Origin of the sequence: Shewanella sp. SM73 (assembly GCF_025653795.1) — a bacterium.
Lineage (GTDB): Bacteria > Pseudomonadota > Gammaproteobacteria > Enterobacterales > Shewanellaceae > Shewanella > Shewanella oncorhynchi.
The window spans coordinates 93,360-110,059 of record NZ_JAKKRY010000017.1 but is presented as its reverse complement, the minus strand read 5'-3'; the positions used below and the strand labels follow the sequence as shown (position 1 = coordinate 110,059).

Genomic DNA, 16,700 nt, shown 5'->3' with positions numbered 1-16,700 from the left:
CAGTTGGCGGCGGGCTCAAAGCTGTAGGTGCCGTTGGCATTGACCGTCAGGGTGCCTTGGCCGGCGATCACGTAGGCGGTGCCCAGGGTGAACGGACCGGTTTGTCCGGCGACGCTGAAGCTCTGAATGCTGAGCGGGCCATCGACACTGGTGGTGCCGGTGAGCAAGGAGCCATTGGTGACGCCACTGTCTTCAGCCACGGTCAGGGTTTCATCGGCATCGGTGAAGCCATCGGTGACAGGGGTCACATTAATGGTTAATGTGGCCGTTGAACCAGTGTTAGTGGTGTAGGTAATGACAGGTACTTGGCCATTCCAGTTTGCATTAGGCGTGAAGGTGTAAGAGCCATCGGTATTAATGACTAAGCTGCCGCCTTCTAGGGAAACTGTGGTGCCCGCAGTAACAATATCGCCGTTGACAGTGAAGCTGACAACGGACAGGGTGCTGTCGATATCGGAATCATTATCAAGCACATTGCCTGTTGCTACAGTGTCTTCTGCAACTGTAGTGCTGTCATTTTCAAGGATGGAAGGATCGTCGACAGGGTTAACATTAATGGTTAATGTGGCAGTTGAGCCTGTGTTAGTGGTGTAGGTGATGACTGGTACTTGGCCATTCCAGTTTTCATTGGGCGTGAAGGTGTAAGAGCCATCGGCATTGATGACTAAGTCGCCGCCTTCTAGGGAAACGGTGGTGCCCGCAGTAACAGTATCGCCGTTCACGGTGAAGCTAACGACCGATAAGGTGTTATCCACATCGCTGTCATTGGTGAGCACGTTACCGGTGGCAACGGTATCTTCATCAACGGTATTAGTATCGTTGGCTAACGCAGAGGCATCATCAACAGGGGTAACATTAATGGTTAATGTGGCCGTTGAACCAGTGTTAGTGGTGTAGGTAATGACAGGTACTTGGCCATTCCAGTTTGCATTCGGCGTGAAGGTGTAAGAGCCATCGGCATTGATGACTAAGTCGCCGCCTTCTAAGGAAACGGTGGTGCCAGCGGTAACAGTATCGCCATTCACAGTGAAGCTTACAACGGACAGGGTGCTGTCGATATCGGAATCATTATCAAGCACATTGCCTGTTGCTGCAGTGTCTTCTGCAACTGTGGCGCTGTCATTTACAAGGATGGAAGGATCATCGACAGGGCTGATATTAATGGTTAGCGTTGCAGTTGAGCCCGTGTTGGTTGTGTAGGTAATGACAGGTACTTGGCCATTCCAGTTTTCATTCGGCGTGAAGGTGTAAGAACCATCGATATTTAAAACTAAAACACCACCTTCGAGAGTCACTTCTGTGCCTGCTGCGTAGGTGGTGCCGCTGATTTCGAAGCTCACAACACTTAGAGTGGAATCCACATCAGTGTCGTTATCGAGCACATTGCCAGTCGCTACAGTATCTTCATTGGAAGTGTTGCTGTCATTAGCAAGTGCTGAAGGTGAGTCTGCTGCAATGGTGAATTGTGGAATATTAACCGTCGTTCCAGTCAGTGCTTGGCCGCTTGTTGAGTAGCCTGAAGCTGCAATGGTTTCTGTGCCGCTACGGGCTAGAGTGACATAGCCCGAGTTACCATCACTGCCTGGTGTGTTACCTGCTGCGGTTTCTGGTAGGTTCTGAGTTGGGTCTTCACCGGATGCAATAAGATCTTGTAATGCTTGAATTTCATCTAGGGCTGCTTCGTTAGCCGTGCCAGAGGCTGCTGCAGTAGTTTCGCTGGGCGCGACTTCATTTGATAGCTTAGTGCCATCATCGAAGGTAATTTCATAGGTTGCGTTTTCGCCAATATGGAGCACAGCACCTTTAGGGAGTTGTTCGCCATCCTTAGCGGGTTGATTTGAACCATCAACTTCGACATTGATTTGCCCTTTTACTAACTTAAGCAAACCTTTCTTTGATGTAATTACCGATCCCATAGTAAGCTCCCAACAGCCAAAGTGTGTTAATCCATAGACGCACAAGTCCAACAAATATGTCGCACTGTGATACAAGTGGTGGAATTTTAGCTAACGAAACGACTTAAGTCAATTTTTTGACGCGCTTGTGTCGCCTGTTCTTATGCGGTTTTACGGATCTTAATACGCAAAAGTGACAATTTTTAGACCTGTAACTAGATGTAGTAGCTATATCTATAAAAAGGGCCGTATTTAGTACTTTTTAACTCTAAGATTAAGCATAGTTATAAGAAATTAATCTGGATTGGGAGAGTGGTTTTTACGGAAAAGAAGCGACACGATCTAGTTTTTAACATTTTTGGCAAGTTAAGTGGGTTTTAATATGCCAGCATTGGCAAGTGCCGTGATCTTTCGTTACTCAAATCACGGCGACTAGGTTGCAGGCATTGTAGAACTACAGATTAACCGCCTGACGATAACTTTGATGTGCGTTACCTTGTTCACCTAACTGTTCTTGAATCCGTGCAAGCGCCAACCAAGAGGCTTTTGTGGGTTCGAGTCGGCAAACATTTTGCCAGCAGGTTCTGGCTTCTTTCATATCCCGTGTTTGCTGATAAAGTTTAGCTAAGCACATCTGGTAGTCGGCATTATTCTCATGGGTGATTTCATGTTTGAGTAACTGCTTACGGATTTCTGTATCTTGGGCTGTCGTTATTTCTGGAATGACTTCTAAAAGCGCTGATTCAGGAGAAGTGCGTAATTTTTTCGAGAGTAGCTTCAGCGCTTGCTCTTTGCGATTAAAGCGGCATAAACCCACAGCATAAATCGCCAAAAACTCAGACTGATTGCGCTCACTGCGAGATAACCACTGCCAGCATTGTTCTAAGGCTTCTTCGCCTTTAATGGTTGCGGCTTTGAGTAAAGCGCAGTGAGTGATTACATTGAGTTCATTTAGCTGGGTGTCATCTAGGATCTGGCGTTTCTTCAAAATAGGTAATAATAGCTTGAGCGCATCCCAATCCTCTTGCGCTCGATATAACTCGAGGGCGAGTTTGAGTACCGGTGCTTTGCTCTTACTTGTGGGGGCTAATTTATCGAGCTCGGTGCGGGCTAAAGCTAACTCACCTTGTTTTAACAGATATCGAGTACGCGTGGTTGCGACGGCGTTCGCGGCCAGCGGTTGTGTTGCTGCACGGTCAAGATATTGATCACGCTCTGCTATTTTCTGTTGGTACTGGGCAGCACGAGCCGCTGCAAGTAAATTAAGTGCAGGGAGTTCGCCATTGTCGGCGCCTTTTATCATAGCGCGTTCTGCTGCTGGCCAATCTTCTTCTGCCAGAGCCAGTGCACCCATTAAGGTATGCTTTTTCGCGGAGCGACGGCGCCAGTGGCGAGGAATAAAACGGCTACGCAGCATGAGATTAATGGCGCTAATCACCAACCATTCTAGTACTTGGAACATGGCATAAAATACAATTAAGGCAATGATCCCAAAGACTAAACTGGTCTCAACCTGGTAGTCACCTGCCGCAATGTATACATAACCTGTGTTGCCCACCAACCAAGGGCTAATGCAGAGCCCTATCAATATTATCCCTAAGAAAATTAATATCTTGATCATAATGGCACATCCTCTGATGAGGTCAGCTCACCATAGCTTGTCAGCTGTAATAGCAGAGGTTTTGCGGCAAAGGATTTCAGAGTAATAGGATCAAGTTCTAATGTCGCCAATTTATCGATTTTGGCGATGGCTTCAGCAGTGCTGTGATCTTGAGTATCGAAATAGGTTTGAATCCACTTACGCACCATCATTAATGATTGGTGATAAGCGGCCCTGTCGTAGCGGTATAACGCAAGTTGAGATTGCAGCAGTTTATGACGAATGTTTTCAACCAGATACCACTGTTGCTCAGGAGCGAGTAAAGCGGGTGCATCGGCTGTTCTATGGCGTATGGTGATAAAGTCTTGGGTTAACGCTTTCCACGTCTTCCCTAAGTTGCTCTGCCAGTCATTTAAATCGCCAGTAATGTTTGTATCTTCAGGGGCATCGGTTTCTGCATCGGTGCGATTAAGGGGTAGTTTATCGAGTTGCTCAATTAAGGCATCGAGTGCTAATACACTACCATCAATATCTGTGGTTTTAATACTTGCAGTCGCGGCGATATCTTTTGCCAGAGCCTTACGAATAGGTAGCAAAGCGGGATTGTTCATGGCAGCGATGGTTTCATCCGCCGACTTTAATAGATCGGTGGCGGTGCGGGGATCTTTTTCTAACCAAAGTTTACGGCCCGCCATGTTTACTAGATATTCGGCTTCTGACGCCATCCAATGCGTTGGACTGCGCTGGGCAAGTTTATTGATCCTGTCCTGCAGTTGATTTTGGTCTTCTGCCAATTTTGTTAATTCTTGATAGGTCTTAGCATCATTCAGTTGTTGCTGTTCAAGCTGGCCAATACGTTGATTGGGTTGTAGCAGGGCTTGCTGTAATTGATCCTGCAGGGCGATATTTTTCGCATCCTGCGCTAGCAGTTGCTGTTGCATCTGTTGGTACAGCATAAAACCACCGCCAAGGGTGCAAGCGGTTAAACCCAGCGCTAATAACACTCCAAAGCGAATCGCCCATGAACTTCTATTGGGTACTGCTGTTTGACTCGGCGTGCTTGAAGGTGTGGCTTTGGCTGTTTGGGATTCAGAAGATGGCGCTGAAGTTACGGGCGTGTCATCAGTCGTTATTGATGGTTCAATAATAGAGGTAGCCTGTAATTCAGGGCTCTTTGCGTCGTGCTTGTTGTTATCCATTTAACAGTCCTTGAAAACATGCTACTGCCGAAATTCGAGTTAAATCGGGCTAAATAGCGCTTAGAGTTTAAGGGCGTTTAGCACGGCTTTGCTGTTGGCGGCATTGGCATTGGTGACTTGGGTTATACCAAAGGCGTGAGCTTGAGCTTCTACTCGGTTACTTGGGACTATGATATGACATGAGCGCAGCCATGCAAATAACTCTTTTGGCACTAGATTAATCAGGTTATCCAGTACTTCACCGCTGGTGACGACAATAGTGTCGATGCCAAACTCTTGCCATTGTTGTGCGATCTGTTGTCCATTGAGTGGTGGACAAGCCCGTTGATATACTTCCCAATAGCGCACTCTTGCACCGCGCTCAGCCAGTCGTTCAGCTAAGGCTTCACGGCCGCCAACGCCACGTATGATCGTAATCTGTTTACCTTTAATATCTTGCAAAGGCGCGAGCGTGAGTAGACCTTCGGTCTGTTGACAATCATCTGGGGCTTCGAGGGCTTCAATGCAGAGCTGATTTAATGCTTCCCAAGTCGCATGACCAACGGCGAAATATTGAGCTTGAGGCCAGCCTTTTATTCGAGAATGAGCGGTTGTTAAGGCATAGTCGGCAAAGCTGACTGCATTGGCGCTGATACAGATAATCATATCGGCGTATGCCAGTGGGTGCGAGTTATTCGTTGTGATGGGCGGCGTTGCTTCGACACACAGTAGAGGTGTAACCCAATGGCTAATGCCTTGTTGATTCAAGGCATCGATCATGGACTGATTGCGCCCTTCAGGGCGCGTCAGTAAGACTTTCATCGACTTATGCTTTAGCGTAAACAGCGTCGAGTATGCTTTTTGCGCCTTTGCTCAATAGCTCTTCGGCAAGGGCAACCCCTAATTGCGTGGCGTCGGTTTTTGGACCTGTGATCACGCTTTCGATGATTTCACTACCATCAGGGTTACCGACTAGGCCGCGTAATGTCATCTCATCACCATTGATTTCGGCAAATGCGCCAATCGGCACTTGGCATCCACCTTCTAGGCGCGTGTTCATCGCGCGCTCGGCAATCACACGGTAGCGCGTTTCTAAATGTTCTAATGGTGCCAGTAGGGCCTTAACGCGTTCGTCGTTGGTGCGACATTCGATACCCACAGCGCCTTGGCCGTTGGCGGGCAAGGATTCTTCGGCAGAAATAAAGCTGGCAATCCGCTCAGACAATTTCAGGCGAATTAAGCCTGCAGCGGCAAGAATAATGGCATCGTATTCGCCGTTATCAAGTTTAGCTAAACGAGTGCCTACGTTACCGCGTAAATCTTTGATAATAAGGTCAGGGCGTGATGCGCGCAGTTGGCATTGACGACGTAGGCTCGAGGTGCCCACAGTTGCGCCTAATGGTAATTCGCTGATCGTTTTATATAAATTCGATACAAAGGCATCGCGGGGATCTTCGCGCTCGCAAATAACTTCAAGGCCTAAGCCTTCGGGGAAGTCGACGGGCACGTCTTTCATTGAGTGCACCGCGATATCGGCAAGATCGTCTAACATGGCGACTTCAAGCTCTTTGACGAACAAACCTTTACCGCCCACTTTGGCTAGCGGCGTATCTAAGATAACGTCACCCTTAGTGCTCATTGGCAGCAATTCCACCACAATACCGGGGTGAATGCGTTCTAATTCGGCTTTAACAAATTCAGCTTGCCACATGGCCAGCGGACTCTTGCGGGTTGCGATACGTATGCGGTTCTCAGACATGCCTAGTTTCCATCAAAGATCTTAGTTGCGCCAATGCTAACATTGGCAAATCGTTTATGTAAGGAAGCCGTATCGATTCTTTGAAGTTGGCGATGTTCTAGATACCGTGAAAGTGTGACGGGCTTCACGTTTAGTTGCTCGAGTTTGTAAAAGTGTTAACATGAGCACATTTCCCATAAGTGCTTAAGTGTTGTGTTTTTGAATGGATCGGCAAATACAGTTTCCTGATATAGCAGAAAGACTTAATAAGGTACGTATTGCACGCGCCCTAGCTTTGCTATCGCCGTTACAAAAACACTTATTCCATTTGATCCCCTTTTTAATTCACCAGAACGGTGTTCAGTATCCTGGCTATCATGCCGCCAATACGCCCTGTGGAATCAACGAGTATCAGGTTGGTGAGACTGAGTCCCAGGCCTGCGATGTGTTCTCGCTGCCTTTTACTACTCAAGAAGCGGATATCAATGCCTTTGAAGGCGTTTATGCGATGGGGAGTACTGGCAGTTTTGGCCAAAATGCCAAGAGCGATGTCGATGTTTGGTTAGTACATAGGGCTGATCTGTGTTCTGAGGATTTGGCGCTAATCAAGATTAAAGCGACTCGATTGACTGCTTGGTTTGCCGAGTATCAGTTTGAGGTGAATTTTTACTTAGTTCATCCGCAGCAGTTTTGTGGCGGTAAAGCCGTTCGCGGATGTCAATCAGCGATGGCCCATGAGCATAGTGGTAGTATGCAACATTGGTTATTACTTGAAGAGTTTTATCGCAGCCAAATTCGTTTGGCAGGTAAAACGATTGCATGGTGGCCAGACGCTAAACTCAATCCTGCGCTCTTGTCCTTAGGCGATGTACATGAATTACCTGCGAGTGAGTACTTTGGTGCTTCGTTATGGCAGCTCTACAAGGGCTTAGAAAAGCCCCATAAGGCGCTGATTAAAGTATTGCTACTCGAGGCTTATGCCAGTGATTATCCCCATTCAACTCTGCTTTGTGATCACTTATGGCAGAAAACGCTCGCCGGTGATTTTTCGACGTCGAATGATGCCTATTACTCTATCTATGAGATTATCGAAACCTATTTACTTAAGCAGAATGATACTCGCCGACTAGAGATAGTGCGGCGCTGCTTCTATTTAAAATGTGGCGTGCACTTGAGTCGAACTCAAGAGGGCAAAGATTGGCGTTATCCTAAATTGCAAAAGCTGGTGCAGGATTGGCAATGGCCAGATAGTCTGATTAGCACTTTAGACAATTGTGAACATTGGCATAGTGGCCAGCTCAATTGGTTTAACGAGCAACTGAATGAATTGTTATTAGCGAGCTACCAAACCTTATTACGCTTCGCATCGACACATGAGTTAAATGAAGGTTTGCGGATCGAAGATTTGGGAATGCTGACACGCAAGTTGCATACCTATTTTAGTCAAGATGAAGACCAAATCGCTAAGCTGAATCTGCTGTGGAGTGCTTCAGTCGCTGAGTCCGAAGTGACTATGGTCTCAAGCTCCCGCGAGCGCCAATATTATCTGTATCGACAAGGGCCTCAGCCACAAAATTTGTTAGGCGAGTCGGCAATATGTAAGGGAAAAACCCCTTCAGCTTTAATGATTTGGGCATGTTTAAATGGGATCTCGACGCCGAGTACTCAATGGCATGAATATGGTCAGAGTAAGGCAAAGTCGAAACGGCTTACCGAAGCTTCTAAGCGGTTACTGAATTTTATCGACCACGATTGGCGTGTATCTAAACGTGACTTATGCCAGCCATGGCATTTTCGTAAGCTGATTTTCGTGCTCAATCTGGATTGCGATCCCACCATTGAATGGCAAGGACAGGAAATGATGGTCGATGTGATGAATGCGAACGTGTTCTCACTCGGGCGTAAAAAAGCCAATATGCTTGGTGTGTTAGATGCAATTTGCTTGAATAGTTGGGGTGAATGGCAGTGTCATCGCTTCGAAGGCGATACCGCGGTATTGCAAGCCTTAGCCTTTGTGACGCCGGGGCTAAGACGAGCCAGTTTACCTGTGGATATGGATGTGATCAGCTGTTCACAGAAGTTACGCCCACAGCTTAAATTAGCAGTGAAAAATCTACTAAAACAAACCATGCGTTTGTGCCAACAAGTGCAGCAATCCAGCACCTTAGTGCAGCCACTGCAGATAAGTCGTACTCGCTATGGGATCTTTTTTAATCCTTTAGGCATGGCTTATCAGGACTTGAGCGATGCCAAGTCATTTTATCAACAGTTATCCCGCAGTCATCTTGTACTATTGCCGCGGCCTGAATTAGGTGACGATCCCTTTTCGAGTATGCCGAAAGTGGTGCAAAACTATGCGGCTAAAGGCGCGATTCAGTATTTTCTACGCCAACGGGTCGATAACTTGGATGTATTTATCCTCGATGAGGAAAATCAACTAAGCCATTACGTGCAGGCGGGATCAAACATGGCCGAGTTGGTAAATAAAGTGAGCCATCACTATGTGTTCGATGAGCATTATGCTTCACGGGCCCGGTTTAATATTCCGCAATTTTTCCATTTAGTGCGGGTAGCCGGAGAGTTAACGGTGGCGCCTTTCGGTATCGATGTTAGCGATCAAGACACTGAGTTTTAGCTGGTTTTTAACATAAATAATGGGAGCCAAGGCTCCCATTATTGTTTTGTACTATTACGGTTTTGCACTACGACAGGCTTAGATTAAAAGCTAAGCTTAATGCCGCCTTGGCGCTCGATAGACTCTTGCACGAATGGCATAAACTCGCCGCCATTTCGTCCGTCCATCCATTTACCTTCAACAAAACCAAAGTGATATCCACCAAAGCGTGTGGCGACCCAAATCTCATGCAAAGGTTCTTGCTTGTTGATCACTATCTTAGAGCCATCAACAAATTCTAATTGCAATACGTTGCCACTGGCATCGATATCAAGATCGGCATCTTGCTCATCAATCGCAGTTTCAATCGCATTTTCTATGGCTTGGAACATGTCATCGGCGAGCTGGTGAAATTCTGTATCTGTCATGGCCATGCATTTCTGTCCTTTGCTTTCGTCAAGATGGGTGCGATTATAAGGCCATTAGTCACCAGATGCACAGATGTTGAGAAAAATGAGACTGTTTTTATTGTTATTGCTTGGTAGCCTATTCATTACTGCGTGCGGCCAGAAGGGCCCCCTCTATCGATCTCCGGCCACAGAGGTGAATCAGCCTAAAAAGGTTGAGGCGTCTAAACCAGAGCCTGAAGTTGAAGAGATTAAAACTGAAATTCGAGCCATCGAAGTACAAAAAACACAACAATAATAGCAGCTATAACTATCATCACTATCGCAGCGATAAAGCGCAGTAAGGAATCAGACATTGGATCACTTTCTCTACCAACAAAATGCCCTGCACGCCGAAGGCTGCCAGGTCGCCGACTTAGCTCAAACCTATGGCACACCGCTGTATATCTATTCCCGCGCCACGCTAGAGCGCCATTGGCATGCCTTTAATAATGCCGTGGCAGATCATCCACATTTGATTTGTTACGCGGTTAAAGCTAATTCGAACTTGGCCGTACTGAATGTGCTGGCACGTTTAGGCAGTGGTTTTGATATCGTTTCGGGTGGTGAGTTAGCAAGAGTGATTGAAGCGGGCGGCGATCCCGCCAAAGTGGTGTTCTCAGGCGTGGGTAAAACTGCGGCCGAAATGGAACAGGCACTTAATCTGGGCATTTACTGCTTTAACGTCGAGTCGAGCGCCGAGCTTGAGCAGTTAAATTTGGTCGCAGGTCGTTTAGGTAAAGTGGCGCCAGTTTCCTTGCGAGTCAATCCCGATGTGGATGCGGGGACTCACCCCTATATTTCGACTGGTCTTAAAGAAAATAAATTCGGTATCGCTATGGATGAGGCCGAAACCGTCTTCGCCCGTGCCCATGCTTTGCCACATTTAAAAGTGAAAGGTGTCGATTGCCATATCGGCTCGCAATTAACCGAAATTCAACCTTTCCTCGATGCAATGGATCGTATGCTAGCGTTGATCGATCGTCTGGCTGAACAAGGTATCGTCATTGAGCATTTTGATGTGGGTGGCGGTTTAGGTGTGACCTATGATGCTGAAACTCCGCCGCATCCTGATGTGTATGCCGCCGCCATATTAGCGCGTATGGGCGACCGTCAACTTAAGCTAATCTTCGAACCGGGCCGTGCGATTGCCGCTAATGCGGGGATTTTTGTTACTCAGGTGCTGTATCTGAAAGAAAACAGCGACAAGCGTTTTGCGATTGTCGATGGCGCGATGAATGACTTAATTCGCCCAGCACTTTACAGTGCATGGCAAAATATTATCCCAGTAGTGCCAAGGGACTCTGAGGCCTATGAGTTTGATATTGTTGGTCCAGTGTGCGAAACCGGTGACTTTTTAGGTAAAGATCGCAAGCTGGCTTTAGTGGCTGGGGATTTACTTGCTGTGCGTTCGAGTGGTGCCTATGGTTTTGCGATGGCCTCTAACTACAACACGCGTCCTCGTGCGGCCGAAGTCATGGTCGATGGTGAGCACGCTTTCTTAGTGCGTGAGCGAGAAAAATTGTCTCAGCTCTGGCAAGGTGAGCAACTCCTGCCGTAAACTAGAAAAATTATATTGATTCAGGCGCTTGGTTTCATACTTAATGAGCGGCGCCTCGGCTTAAAGGATAAGTATCTTGATCCAATTCACTAAGATGCACGGACTGGGTAACGATTTTATGGTGGTCGATGGGGTCACGCAGAACGTGTTCTTTTCGCCTGAGCAGATCCGCCGTTTAGCCGACCGTAACTTTGGCATAGGTTTCGATCAATTACTGTTGGTTGAGCCGCCCTATGATCCCGATTTAGATTTTCATTATCGCATCTTCAATGCCGATGGTACTGAAGTCGAACAATGCGGTAATGGCGCCCGCTGTTTTGCCCGTTTTGTGCGCAATAAAGGATTGACCAATAAGAGTAAAATCCGTGTTAGCACTTCATCAGGTAAGATGACTCTGCGTTTAGAGCGAGATGGCACAGTTACCGTGAATATGGGCGTGCCTATTCTTGAACCAAGTCTGATCCCCTTTAAAGCCAAGAAAGCCGAAAAAACCTATTTACTGCAAACACCACTGCAAACGTTTTTATGTGGCGCGGCTTCTATGGGCAATCCCCATTGTGTGCTCGACGTTGAAGATGTGGCGAGCGCCGCTGTTGCTGAAATTGGTGCCATGCTCACTAAGCATGAGCGCTTTCCCCGTGGTGTGAATGTGGGATTTATGCAAGTAGTAGATTCGGGCCACATTAAGCTGCGGGTGTATGAACGTGGCGCGGCCGAAACTTTGGCCTGTGGCACTGGCGCGTGTGCGGCCGTGGTTGTAGGCCAAGTGCAAGGGAAGCTTGGCCAGCAAGTGCGGGTGGATTTACCCGGCGGTACTTTAACCATCAACTGGGAAGGCGAGGGGAAACCTTTGTGGATGACGGGCCCAGCGCAGCATGTTTACGATGGACAAATTCAGTTATGACAGAGCCTTTGATGCCGCAGACGAATGTGCCCTTTGATGAGTTGATTATTCGCGAGTATCTGCTGGATAATCCTGATTTTTTCAATCGCTATCCCGAACTATTGCTGGCAATGCGTCTACCCCACATGGAGCGCGGCGCCATCTCTTTGGTGGAACGTCGTCAAGAAATGCTGCGCCAGCGAGTCAGCCAGTTGGAAGAAGAGATCACCAGTCTGTTAACGATGGCGGCGCGCAACGAGAAAATTTACCAATTCAATACTGAGTTATCCTTCCAGCTACTGAATTGTGCCGATCTAGTGTCACTCAAAGAAATCTTAGCCGACAGTTTAAAATTACAGTTTAATTTCAGTCATGTGCGTTTGATCAGCGTTCTCGATGCCGATATGAAGGCAATATGGGATCAAAGGCTGCATAAAGGTCACTATTTTGGTCGGCTAACGCAACAAGAAGCCAAACGGTTATTTGGTAGCGAAGTGGGTTCGGTGGCACTGACTAAATTGTCGGAAGACAACCCAGTGATTTTTGCCATTGCTAGCCAAGATGTCACCCATTTTCATCCAGATATGGATAACATGCTGCTGGAACAGTTGCGGCGTTTACTGGCGCATATGCTTGCCAAGCTGTAACGGCCGTTGAGCTATAGTGCTCACCCAAGGCTTAGCAAAACCCACGAGGAAACCGATATGAGTACGCAAACAGGCGAAGTGTCGGCATTAAATACTCAATGGTTACACACCTTTGAACGTTATCTGAGTACCGAGCGACAGTTGTCTGCCCATACAGTACGGAATTACCTTTACGAGCTTAATCGCAGTAGCGATCTTTTGCCCGAAGGCGTGCATTTGCTCAATGTAAGCCGCGAGCATTGGCAGCAAGTGTTAGCCAAATTGCACCGCAAAGGTTTAAGCCCACGATCGCTTTCTCTGTGTTTATCGGCGGTAAAACAATGGGGTGAATTTTTGCTGCGCGAAGGCGTGATTGAACTTAATCCCGCCAAAGGCTTAAGTGCCCCCAAACAGACCAAACCTCTGCCGAAGAATATCGATGTCGATGCCATCAGTCACTTGCTGGACATTGAAGGTACAGATCCGCTGAGTCTGCGGGATAAAGCCATGATGGAATTGTTTTATTCCAGTGGCTTACGTTTAGCGGAACTTGCCGCGCTTAATTTATCCAGTGTGCAATATGATTTGAAAGAAGTGCGAGTCTTAGGTAAAGGTAATAAGGAGCGTATCGTCCCTGTCGGTCGTTTAGCGATTACTGCGCTGCAGAATTGGCTCAATTGCCGAAAGCAGATCCCCTGTGAAGATAACGCCTTATTTGTGACTGAAAAAGGCAAGCGACTCTCCCATCGCAGTATTCAGGCGCGCATGGCTAAATGGGGTCAAGAGCAGGCATTATCGGTGCGAGTACATCCCCATAAGCTGCGTCATTCCTTTGCCACTCACATGTTAGAAGCGAGCGCCGACTTGCGGGCGGTACAAGAATTATTGGGTCATGCGAACCTGGCGACCACACAAATTTATACCAGTTTGGATTTCCAACACTTAGCTAAGGTGTATGATAACGCCCATCCTAGAGCGAAAAAAACACAGGATAAATAATGCGTTGCTATCTTAGGCCTCAACATATTCAAGCGATCAGTTTCGATCTCGACGATACCTTGTACGACAATCTGCCGCATATTTTAAATGCCGAGGCTGAGCTGGCGACGTTTCTGTTGCAGACTTATCCATTATCGCAGGCGTGGCAACCCCATGATTGGCGCAGGCTAAAACTGCAACTTTTGCAACAAAATCGTGAGCTCGCCCACGACACCAGCGCAGCACGTTTAGCTACGCTTCGCCAAGGTCTAATACAATTAGGGTATTCGTCGACTGAAGCCGAACGCGGCGCCGAGCAAGGATTAGCATGCTTTTATTTTTATCGCAGCCATTTTCAAGTGTCTGACGAAGTGCTCTTATTACTCAAGCGCTTATCGCAGCATTTTAGATTAGTCGGGATCACCAATGGCAATGTGGATGCCGAGCGGATTGGTTTAGGTGATGCCTTCGAGTTTGTGTTGCATCCAGGTAATGGCGTGCATATGAAACCCGCTAAAGACATGTTCGAATTGGCCTGCTCGCGATTAAACATTGCACCGCAACATTTACTGCATGTTGGCGACAGTATGAATGCCGACGTTCGTGGTGCTCGATTGGCGGGGTGTCAGTCTGTGTGGCTAAATCCCAGTTTTGGTCGAGTCGATTCCTTACCGATAGCCGCCTTGTTGCCCCATTTAGAAATAGCCTCCCTCGACGCTTTGACAAAAGTATTGGCTATCGACGTAAACTAACTTAGCGTGCATTTTTAATCTGTATCTTTGGGTGATTGAGATCAAGGTTTGCCAGCCAAATTTGCACTAAAGTTAAGTTTTATATCACTAAAGTCACTGACTAAGGCTATTTTATGGCGCGTATCGGGTTGTTATTACTGCTCACTTTATGTTGGATCGCGCCGGTATCGGCCCATGAGATCCATTCAGGTGGCGGTTTCATGTCGGGTTTTAACCATCCCGTATTGGGCTTCGATCACTTGCTGGCTATGTTGAGTGTGGGCATGTTGAGCACCCAGCTCGGTGGCCGCGCGATTTGGACTGTCCCCTTAGCATTTGTCACCTTTATGTTAGTGGGTGGGATTTTAGGTTTATATGTGATTGCTGTTCCCTTTGTTGAAATAGGTATTGCCCTCTCTGTGTTGTTGCTCGGTCTTGCTATCGCCTTCGACCGTCAAATCCCGTTGTTATTCGCTATGGCCTTTGTGGGCGTATTCGCGATTTTTCATGGTCACGCCCACGGCGCTGAAATGCCGGAATTGGCTAGCCCAGTCCTGTATGCCCTAGGATTTTTATTTGGTACAGCAGTCATCCATTTAGGCGGCGTAATGATAGGCCTTGGAATGCAGCGGATGACAGGGCAACGCAATTTAATGCGCGTTACTGGCGTAGCGATTGCGGCCATGGGCGGCTATCTATTAGCAGGTTTTTAACGTAATAACAGGATGTTAGATTTACTGGATTAACGTGCCTTGAGTTGCTTCATGCAAAGATGGGCGCGGCGTAGCAGTAGATTGACTTGCCGACGGCTCGCGTGCATGTCGGCATCTCCCACCCTAAAATAACTCCCAGTGTAAGGATCGCTGCCTACGTAGATAGGTTTTAGCTGCTCAGGCGCCAGCGGTACGCGGATACGAATGAGTTTTTTGTTCATAATTTCAATAATCTGTACATCCGAGATCGCTAAAAGATTGTGACTCGTGCGACTCGGGTCATCGAGGATTTCCCAAAATTCTTGCAAGACGGGAAGGGGGTTGGGAATGCCTTCAATACTGAAATGGCCACGCTCTTCCCGCACACCTAGGATGATCTCGCCACCCAAAGTGTTGGCAAAAGAGCTATAAGTCGCCCAAATGTCTTCGGGTAATTGACCTTGGCCATCGCGGCCACCTGCGAGTTTAAATTCTACTTGGGCCGATTCGTGCAAATTGGCAATATCATCGAGTGCAAATGATTGAAATGTCATGGCAGCTTATCCGTCAGCGACACATGACTTGTTGTAGCACGTCAACAATTGAAAGGCCAGACTTAGGTCTGGCCTCAAGGTTAAGCGGAAAATCTGTAATTTGGAGCCGCTACGGGATAAACATTTAATCAATTATTGAGTCAGAACCAATGCCTTAGGAAAAAGAATATTGTTTTCTAAGTGAATATGCTGATGTAAGTCCGCCTCAAATTCCGCCAGAGTGGCATAACAAACACGCCATGTAGTGCACGCATATTCAGGTGGTGTGAAGTCGTTAGTGAGCTCGTGTAATTTTTGCAAAATCAAACCGACTTCTTCATGCTCATGTTGCATCGCATTGATGGGGTTGCCAATATGGCCAAAGCAAGCCTCAACCTGCTCTCCATGACTCATGGCGCGGATCGCCGGAAACAGTATTTTTTCTTCCTTCATTAAATGTGGCATTAAGTCTTCAACTAAGGCTCGTACCCAACCCGCAAAGGGAACGATTTCGGCATAGTGCTCACCGTGAGCGCGAATCATCTTTTCGGAATATTCGACTAATAAAGGGGCTTTTTCGCGCACGTATTGATGGTGCGTTGATTCTATATATTCGATAAGTTGATCTAAGGGTAATTGATTTAATTCATCTTCTTTGCTACCGGTAAGTGTTGCGGCATTCAGCGCAGCAACCACTTTTGCGGGATCTACATCTGCACGCTCACAGGCGACTTCCAGTGATTTACCCCCGCCACAACAAAAATCGATACCAAATTGACTAAACACATGTGCGCGGCGAAAGTCTTCTGCCACTAGTTCACCTATTTTTCGTTCTAGCCAATGATTGTGTTGAGAATTAAACCCATGGGGTGGGAGTTGTGCATCTTTTGAGACAGAAGTAGCAGACATGAGTAGCTCCAGAGCAGCAATAAAGTTACATTCATATTATTTGCAGCTTTATTTTGTGGCAACTAATCCTGACTGAAATAGTCAGGTTTTGCAGTACCAGTCACATAAATGGAGTCAAATAGAAGGAAGGCTATCTGATTGTTCTGAGCTACAAGCAACAGGAAGCCCAGATATCTAGCCCGTTATTTTGGCCTTGTAACCTTATCAAGTTGGCGTTGAATCAATTCTCTGGAGATTTGATTCATCTTAAGGGGGAAAAACCGCCCTCAAAGAGCCAAAAACGAGGCGCGAGGGCGGGTTTTAGCGGTTGACGTGA

General features: G+C 47.2%; 16 protein-coding genes. 8 read left to right on the top strand and 8 right to left on the bottom strand.

Features of this window, described 5'->3' with window-relative positions; genetic code table 11:
- The 5 genes from L5M51_RS19510 to hemC all read right to left on the bottom strand — a co-directional run.
- Positions 1–1,916 (bottom strand): retention module-containing protein (locus tag L5M51_RS19510; RefSeq protein WP_263174183.1); only part of this gene is annotated, 1,916 nt, incomplete at its 3' end.
- 433 nt (positions 1,917–2,349) lie between these two features.
- Positions 2,350–3,516, bottom strand: coding sequence for a heme biosynthesis HemY N-terminal domain-containing protein (locus L5M51_RS19505; protein ID WP_263174181.1), 1,167 nt, complete (start codon positions 3,514–3,516; stop codon positions 2,350–2,352).
- Entirely contained in the window at positions 3,513–4,694 is a 1,182-nt protein-coding gene (locus L5M51_RS19500; RefSeq protein WP_263164633.1) for a uroporphyrinogen-III C-methyltransferase, read from the bottom strand. The genes L5M51_RS19505 and L5M51_RS19500 overlap by 4 nt, the downstream gene beginning before the upstream one ends.
- A 60-nt stretch (positions 4,695–4,754) precedes the next feature.
- The gene (locus L5M51_RS19495; RefSeq protein ID WP_113940850.1) at positions 4,755–5,495 is read right to left on the bottom strand and encodes a uroporphyrinogen-III synthase; all 741 of its coding nucleotides are present in this window, start codon (positions 5,493–5,495) and stop codon (positions 4,755–4,757) included.
- A gap of 4 nt (positions 5,496–5,499) precedes the next feature.
- Positions 5,500–6,432: a hydroxymethylbilane synthase gene (gene hemC / locus L5M51_RS19490; protein WP_263174179.1), complete on the bottom strand. Its 933-nt coding sequence runs from the start codon at positions 6,430–6,432 to the stop codon at positions 5,500–5,502.
- A 202-nt stretch (positions 6,433–6,634) separates the two neighbouring features.
- Between hemC and L5M51_RS19485 the strand changes: the two genes are divergently transcribed.
- On the top strand, positions 6,635–9,046 hold the full coding sequence (locus L5M51_RS19485) for a class I adenylate cyclase (protein WP_263174178.1): 2,412 nt from the start codon (positions 6,635–6,637) through the stop codon (positions 9,044–9,046).
- An 83-nt stretch (positions 9,047–9,129) separates the two neighbouring features.
- On the opposite strand, the gene cyaY is transcribed toward L5M51_RS19485, so the two are convergent.
- Positions 9,130–9,459 carry an iron donor protein CyaY gene (gene cyaY, locus L5M51_RS19480; RefSeq protein ID WP_105250439.1) on the bottom strand — a complete coding sequence of 110 codons (330 nt, stop codon included), beginning with the start codon at positions 9,457–9,459 and terminating at the stop codon, positions 9,130–9,132.
- A gap of 79 nt (positions 9,460–9,538) precedes the next feature.
- Here cyaY and lptM point away from each other — a divergent pair, with 79 nt between their 5' ends.
- The 7 genes from lptM (at position 9,539) to L5M51_RS19445 (ending at position 14,963) form a co-directional block, all read left to right on the top strand.
- On the top strand, positions 9,539–9,730 hold the full coding sequence (gene lptM / locus L5M51_RS19475) for an LPS translocon maturation chaperone LptM (protein WP_168825920.1): 192 nt from the start codon (positions 9,539–9,541) through the stop codon (positions 9,728–9,730).
- 57 nt (positions 9,731–9,787) lie between these two features.
- Complete coding sequence (gene lysA, locus L5M51_RS19470) at positions 9,788–11,032, top strand: diaminopimelate decarboxylase (RefSeq protein ID WP_168825915.1); 1,245 nt, start codon at positions 9,788–9,790, stop codon at positions 11,030–11,032.
- A gap of 76 nt (positions 11,033–11,108) precedes the next feature.
- Positions 11,109–11,936 carry a diaminopimelate epimerase gene (dapF, locus tag L5M51_RS19465; protein ID WP_105250436.1) on the top strand — a complete coding sequence of 276 codons (828 nt, stop codon included), beginning with the start codon at positions 11,109–11,111 and terminating at the stop codon, positions 11,934–11,936.
- Positions 11,933–12,562, top strand: a complete 630-nt coding sequence (locus L5M51_RS19460; RefSeq protein ID WP_263142969.1) for a DUF484 family protein — start codon at positions 11,933–11,935, stop codon at positions 12,560–12,562. Before dapF ends, L5M51_RS19460 begins: the two co-directional genes overlap by 4 nt.
- A gap of 57 nt (positions 12,563–12,619) precedes the next feature.
- Positions 12,620–13,540: a tyrosine recombinase XerC gene (gene xerC / locus L5M51_RS19455; RefSeq protein WP_263148225.1), complete on the top strand. Its 921-nt coding sequence runs from the start codon at positions 12,620–12,622 to the stop codon at positions 13,538–13,540.
- The gene (locus L5M51_RS19450; RefSeq protein WP_168825913.1) at positions 13,540–14,271 is read left to right on the top strand and encodes an HAD-IA family hydrolase; all 732 of its coding nucleotides are present in this window, start codon (positions 13,540–13,542) and stop codon (positions 14,269–14,271) included. The genes xerC and L5M51_RS19450 overlap by 1 nt, the downstream gene beginning before the upstream one ends.
- 113 nt (positions 14,272–14,384) lie before the next feature.
- Positions 14,385–14,963, top strand: coding sequence for a HupE/UreJ family protein (locus tag L5M51_RS19445; RefSeq protein ID WP_168825911.1), 579 nt, complete (start codon positions 14,385–14,387; stop codon positions 14,961–14,963).
- A gap of 29 nt (positions 14,964–14,992) precedes the next feature.
- Here L5M51_RS19445 and L5M51_RS19440 read toward each other — a convergent pair whose 3' ends face one another.
- Entirely contained in the window at positions 14,993–15,496 is a 504-nt protein-coding gene (locus tag L5M51_RS19440) for a helix-turn-helix domain-containing protein (RefSeq protein ID WP_105250431.1), read from the bottom strand.
- Positions 15,497–15,628: 132 nt separating this feature from the next.
- Positions 15,629–16,384, bottom strand: coding sequence for an iron-sulfur cluster repair di-iron protein (gene ric, locus L5M51_RS19435; protein WP_168825909.1), 756 nt, complete (start codon positions 16,382–16,384; stop codon positions 15,629–15,631).
- Positions 16,385–16,700: the final 316 nt, after the last annotated feature.

What these genes read in the sequence shown, in the direction of transcription:
- L5M51_RS19450 (WP_168825913.1), top strand. Translation starts at nt 13,540, where the DNA reads ATGCGTTGCTATCTTAGGCCTCAACATATTCAAGCGATCAGTTTCGAT.
- ric (WP_168825909.1), bottom strand. Translation starts at nt 16,384, where the DNA reads ATGTCTGCTACTTCTGTCTCAAAAGATGCACAACTCCCACCCCATGGG.
- hemC (WP_263174179.1), bottom strand. Translation starts at nt 6,432, where the DNA reads ATGTCTGAGAACCGCATACGTATCGCAACCCGCAAGAGTCCGCTGGCC.
- L5M51_RS19505 (WP_263174181.1), bottom strand. Translation starts at nt 3,516, where the DNA reads ATGATCAAGATATTAATTTTCTTAGGGATAATATTGATAGGGCTCTGC.
- L5M51_RS19440 (WP_105250431.1), bottom strand. Translation starts at nt 15,496, where the DNA reads ATGACATTTCAATCATTTGCACTCGATGATATTGCCAATTTGCACGAA.
- cyaY (WP_105250439.1), bottom strand. Translation starts at nt 9,459, where the DNA reads ATGGCCATGACAGATACAGAATTTCACCAGCTCGCCGATGACATGTTC.
- L5M51_RS19460 (WP_263142969.1), top strand. Translation starts at nt 11,933, where the DNA reads ATGACAGAGCCTTTGATGCCGCAGACGAATGTGCCCTTTGATGAGTTG.
- L5M51_RS19495 (WP_113940850.1), bottom strand. Translation starts at nt 5,495, where the DNA reads ATGAAAGTCTTACTGACGCGCCCTGAAGGGCGCAATCAGTCCATGATC.
- L5M51_RS19485 (WP_263174178.1), top strand. Translation starts at nt 6,635, where the DNA reads ATGGATCGGCAAATACAGTTTCCTGATATAGCAGAAAGACTTAATAAG.
- L5M51_RS19445 (WP_168825911.1), top strand. Translation starts at nt 14,385, where the DNA reads ATGGCGCGTATCGGGTTGTTATTACTGCTCACTTTATGTTGGATCGCG.
- lptM (WP_168825920.1), top strand. Translation starts at nt 9,539, where the DNA reads ATGAGACTGTTTTTATTGTTATTGCTTGGTAGCCTATTCATTACTGCG.
- L5M51_RS19500 (WP_263164633.1), bottom strand. Translation starts at nt 4,694, where the DNA reads ATGGATAACAACAAGCACGACGCAAAGAGCCCTGAATTACAGGCTACC.
- xerC (WP_263148225.1), top strand. Translation starts at nt 12,620, where the DNA reads ATGAGTACGCAAACAGGCGAAGTGTCGGCATTAAATACTCAATGGTTA.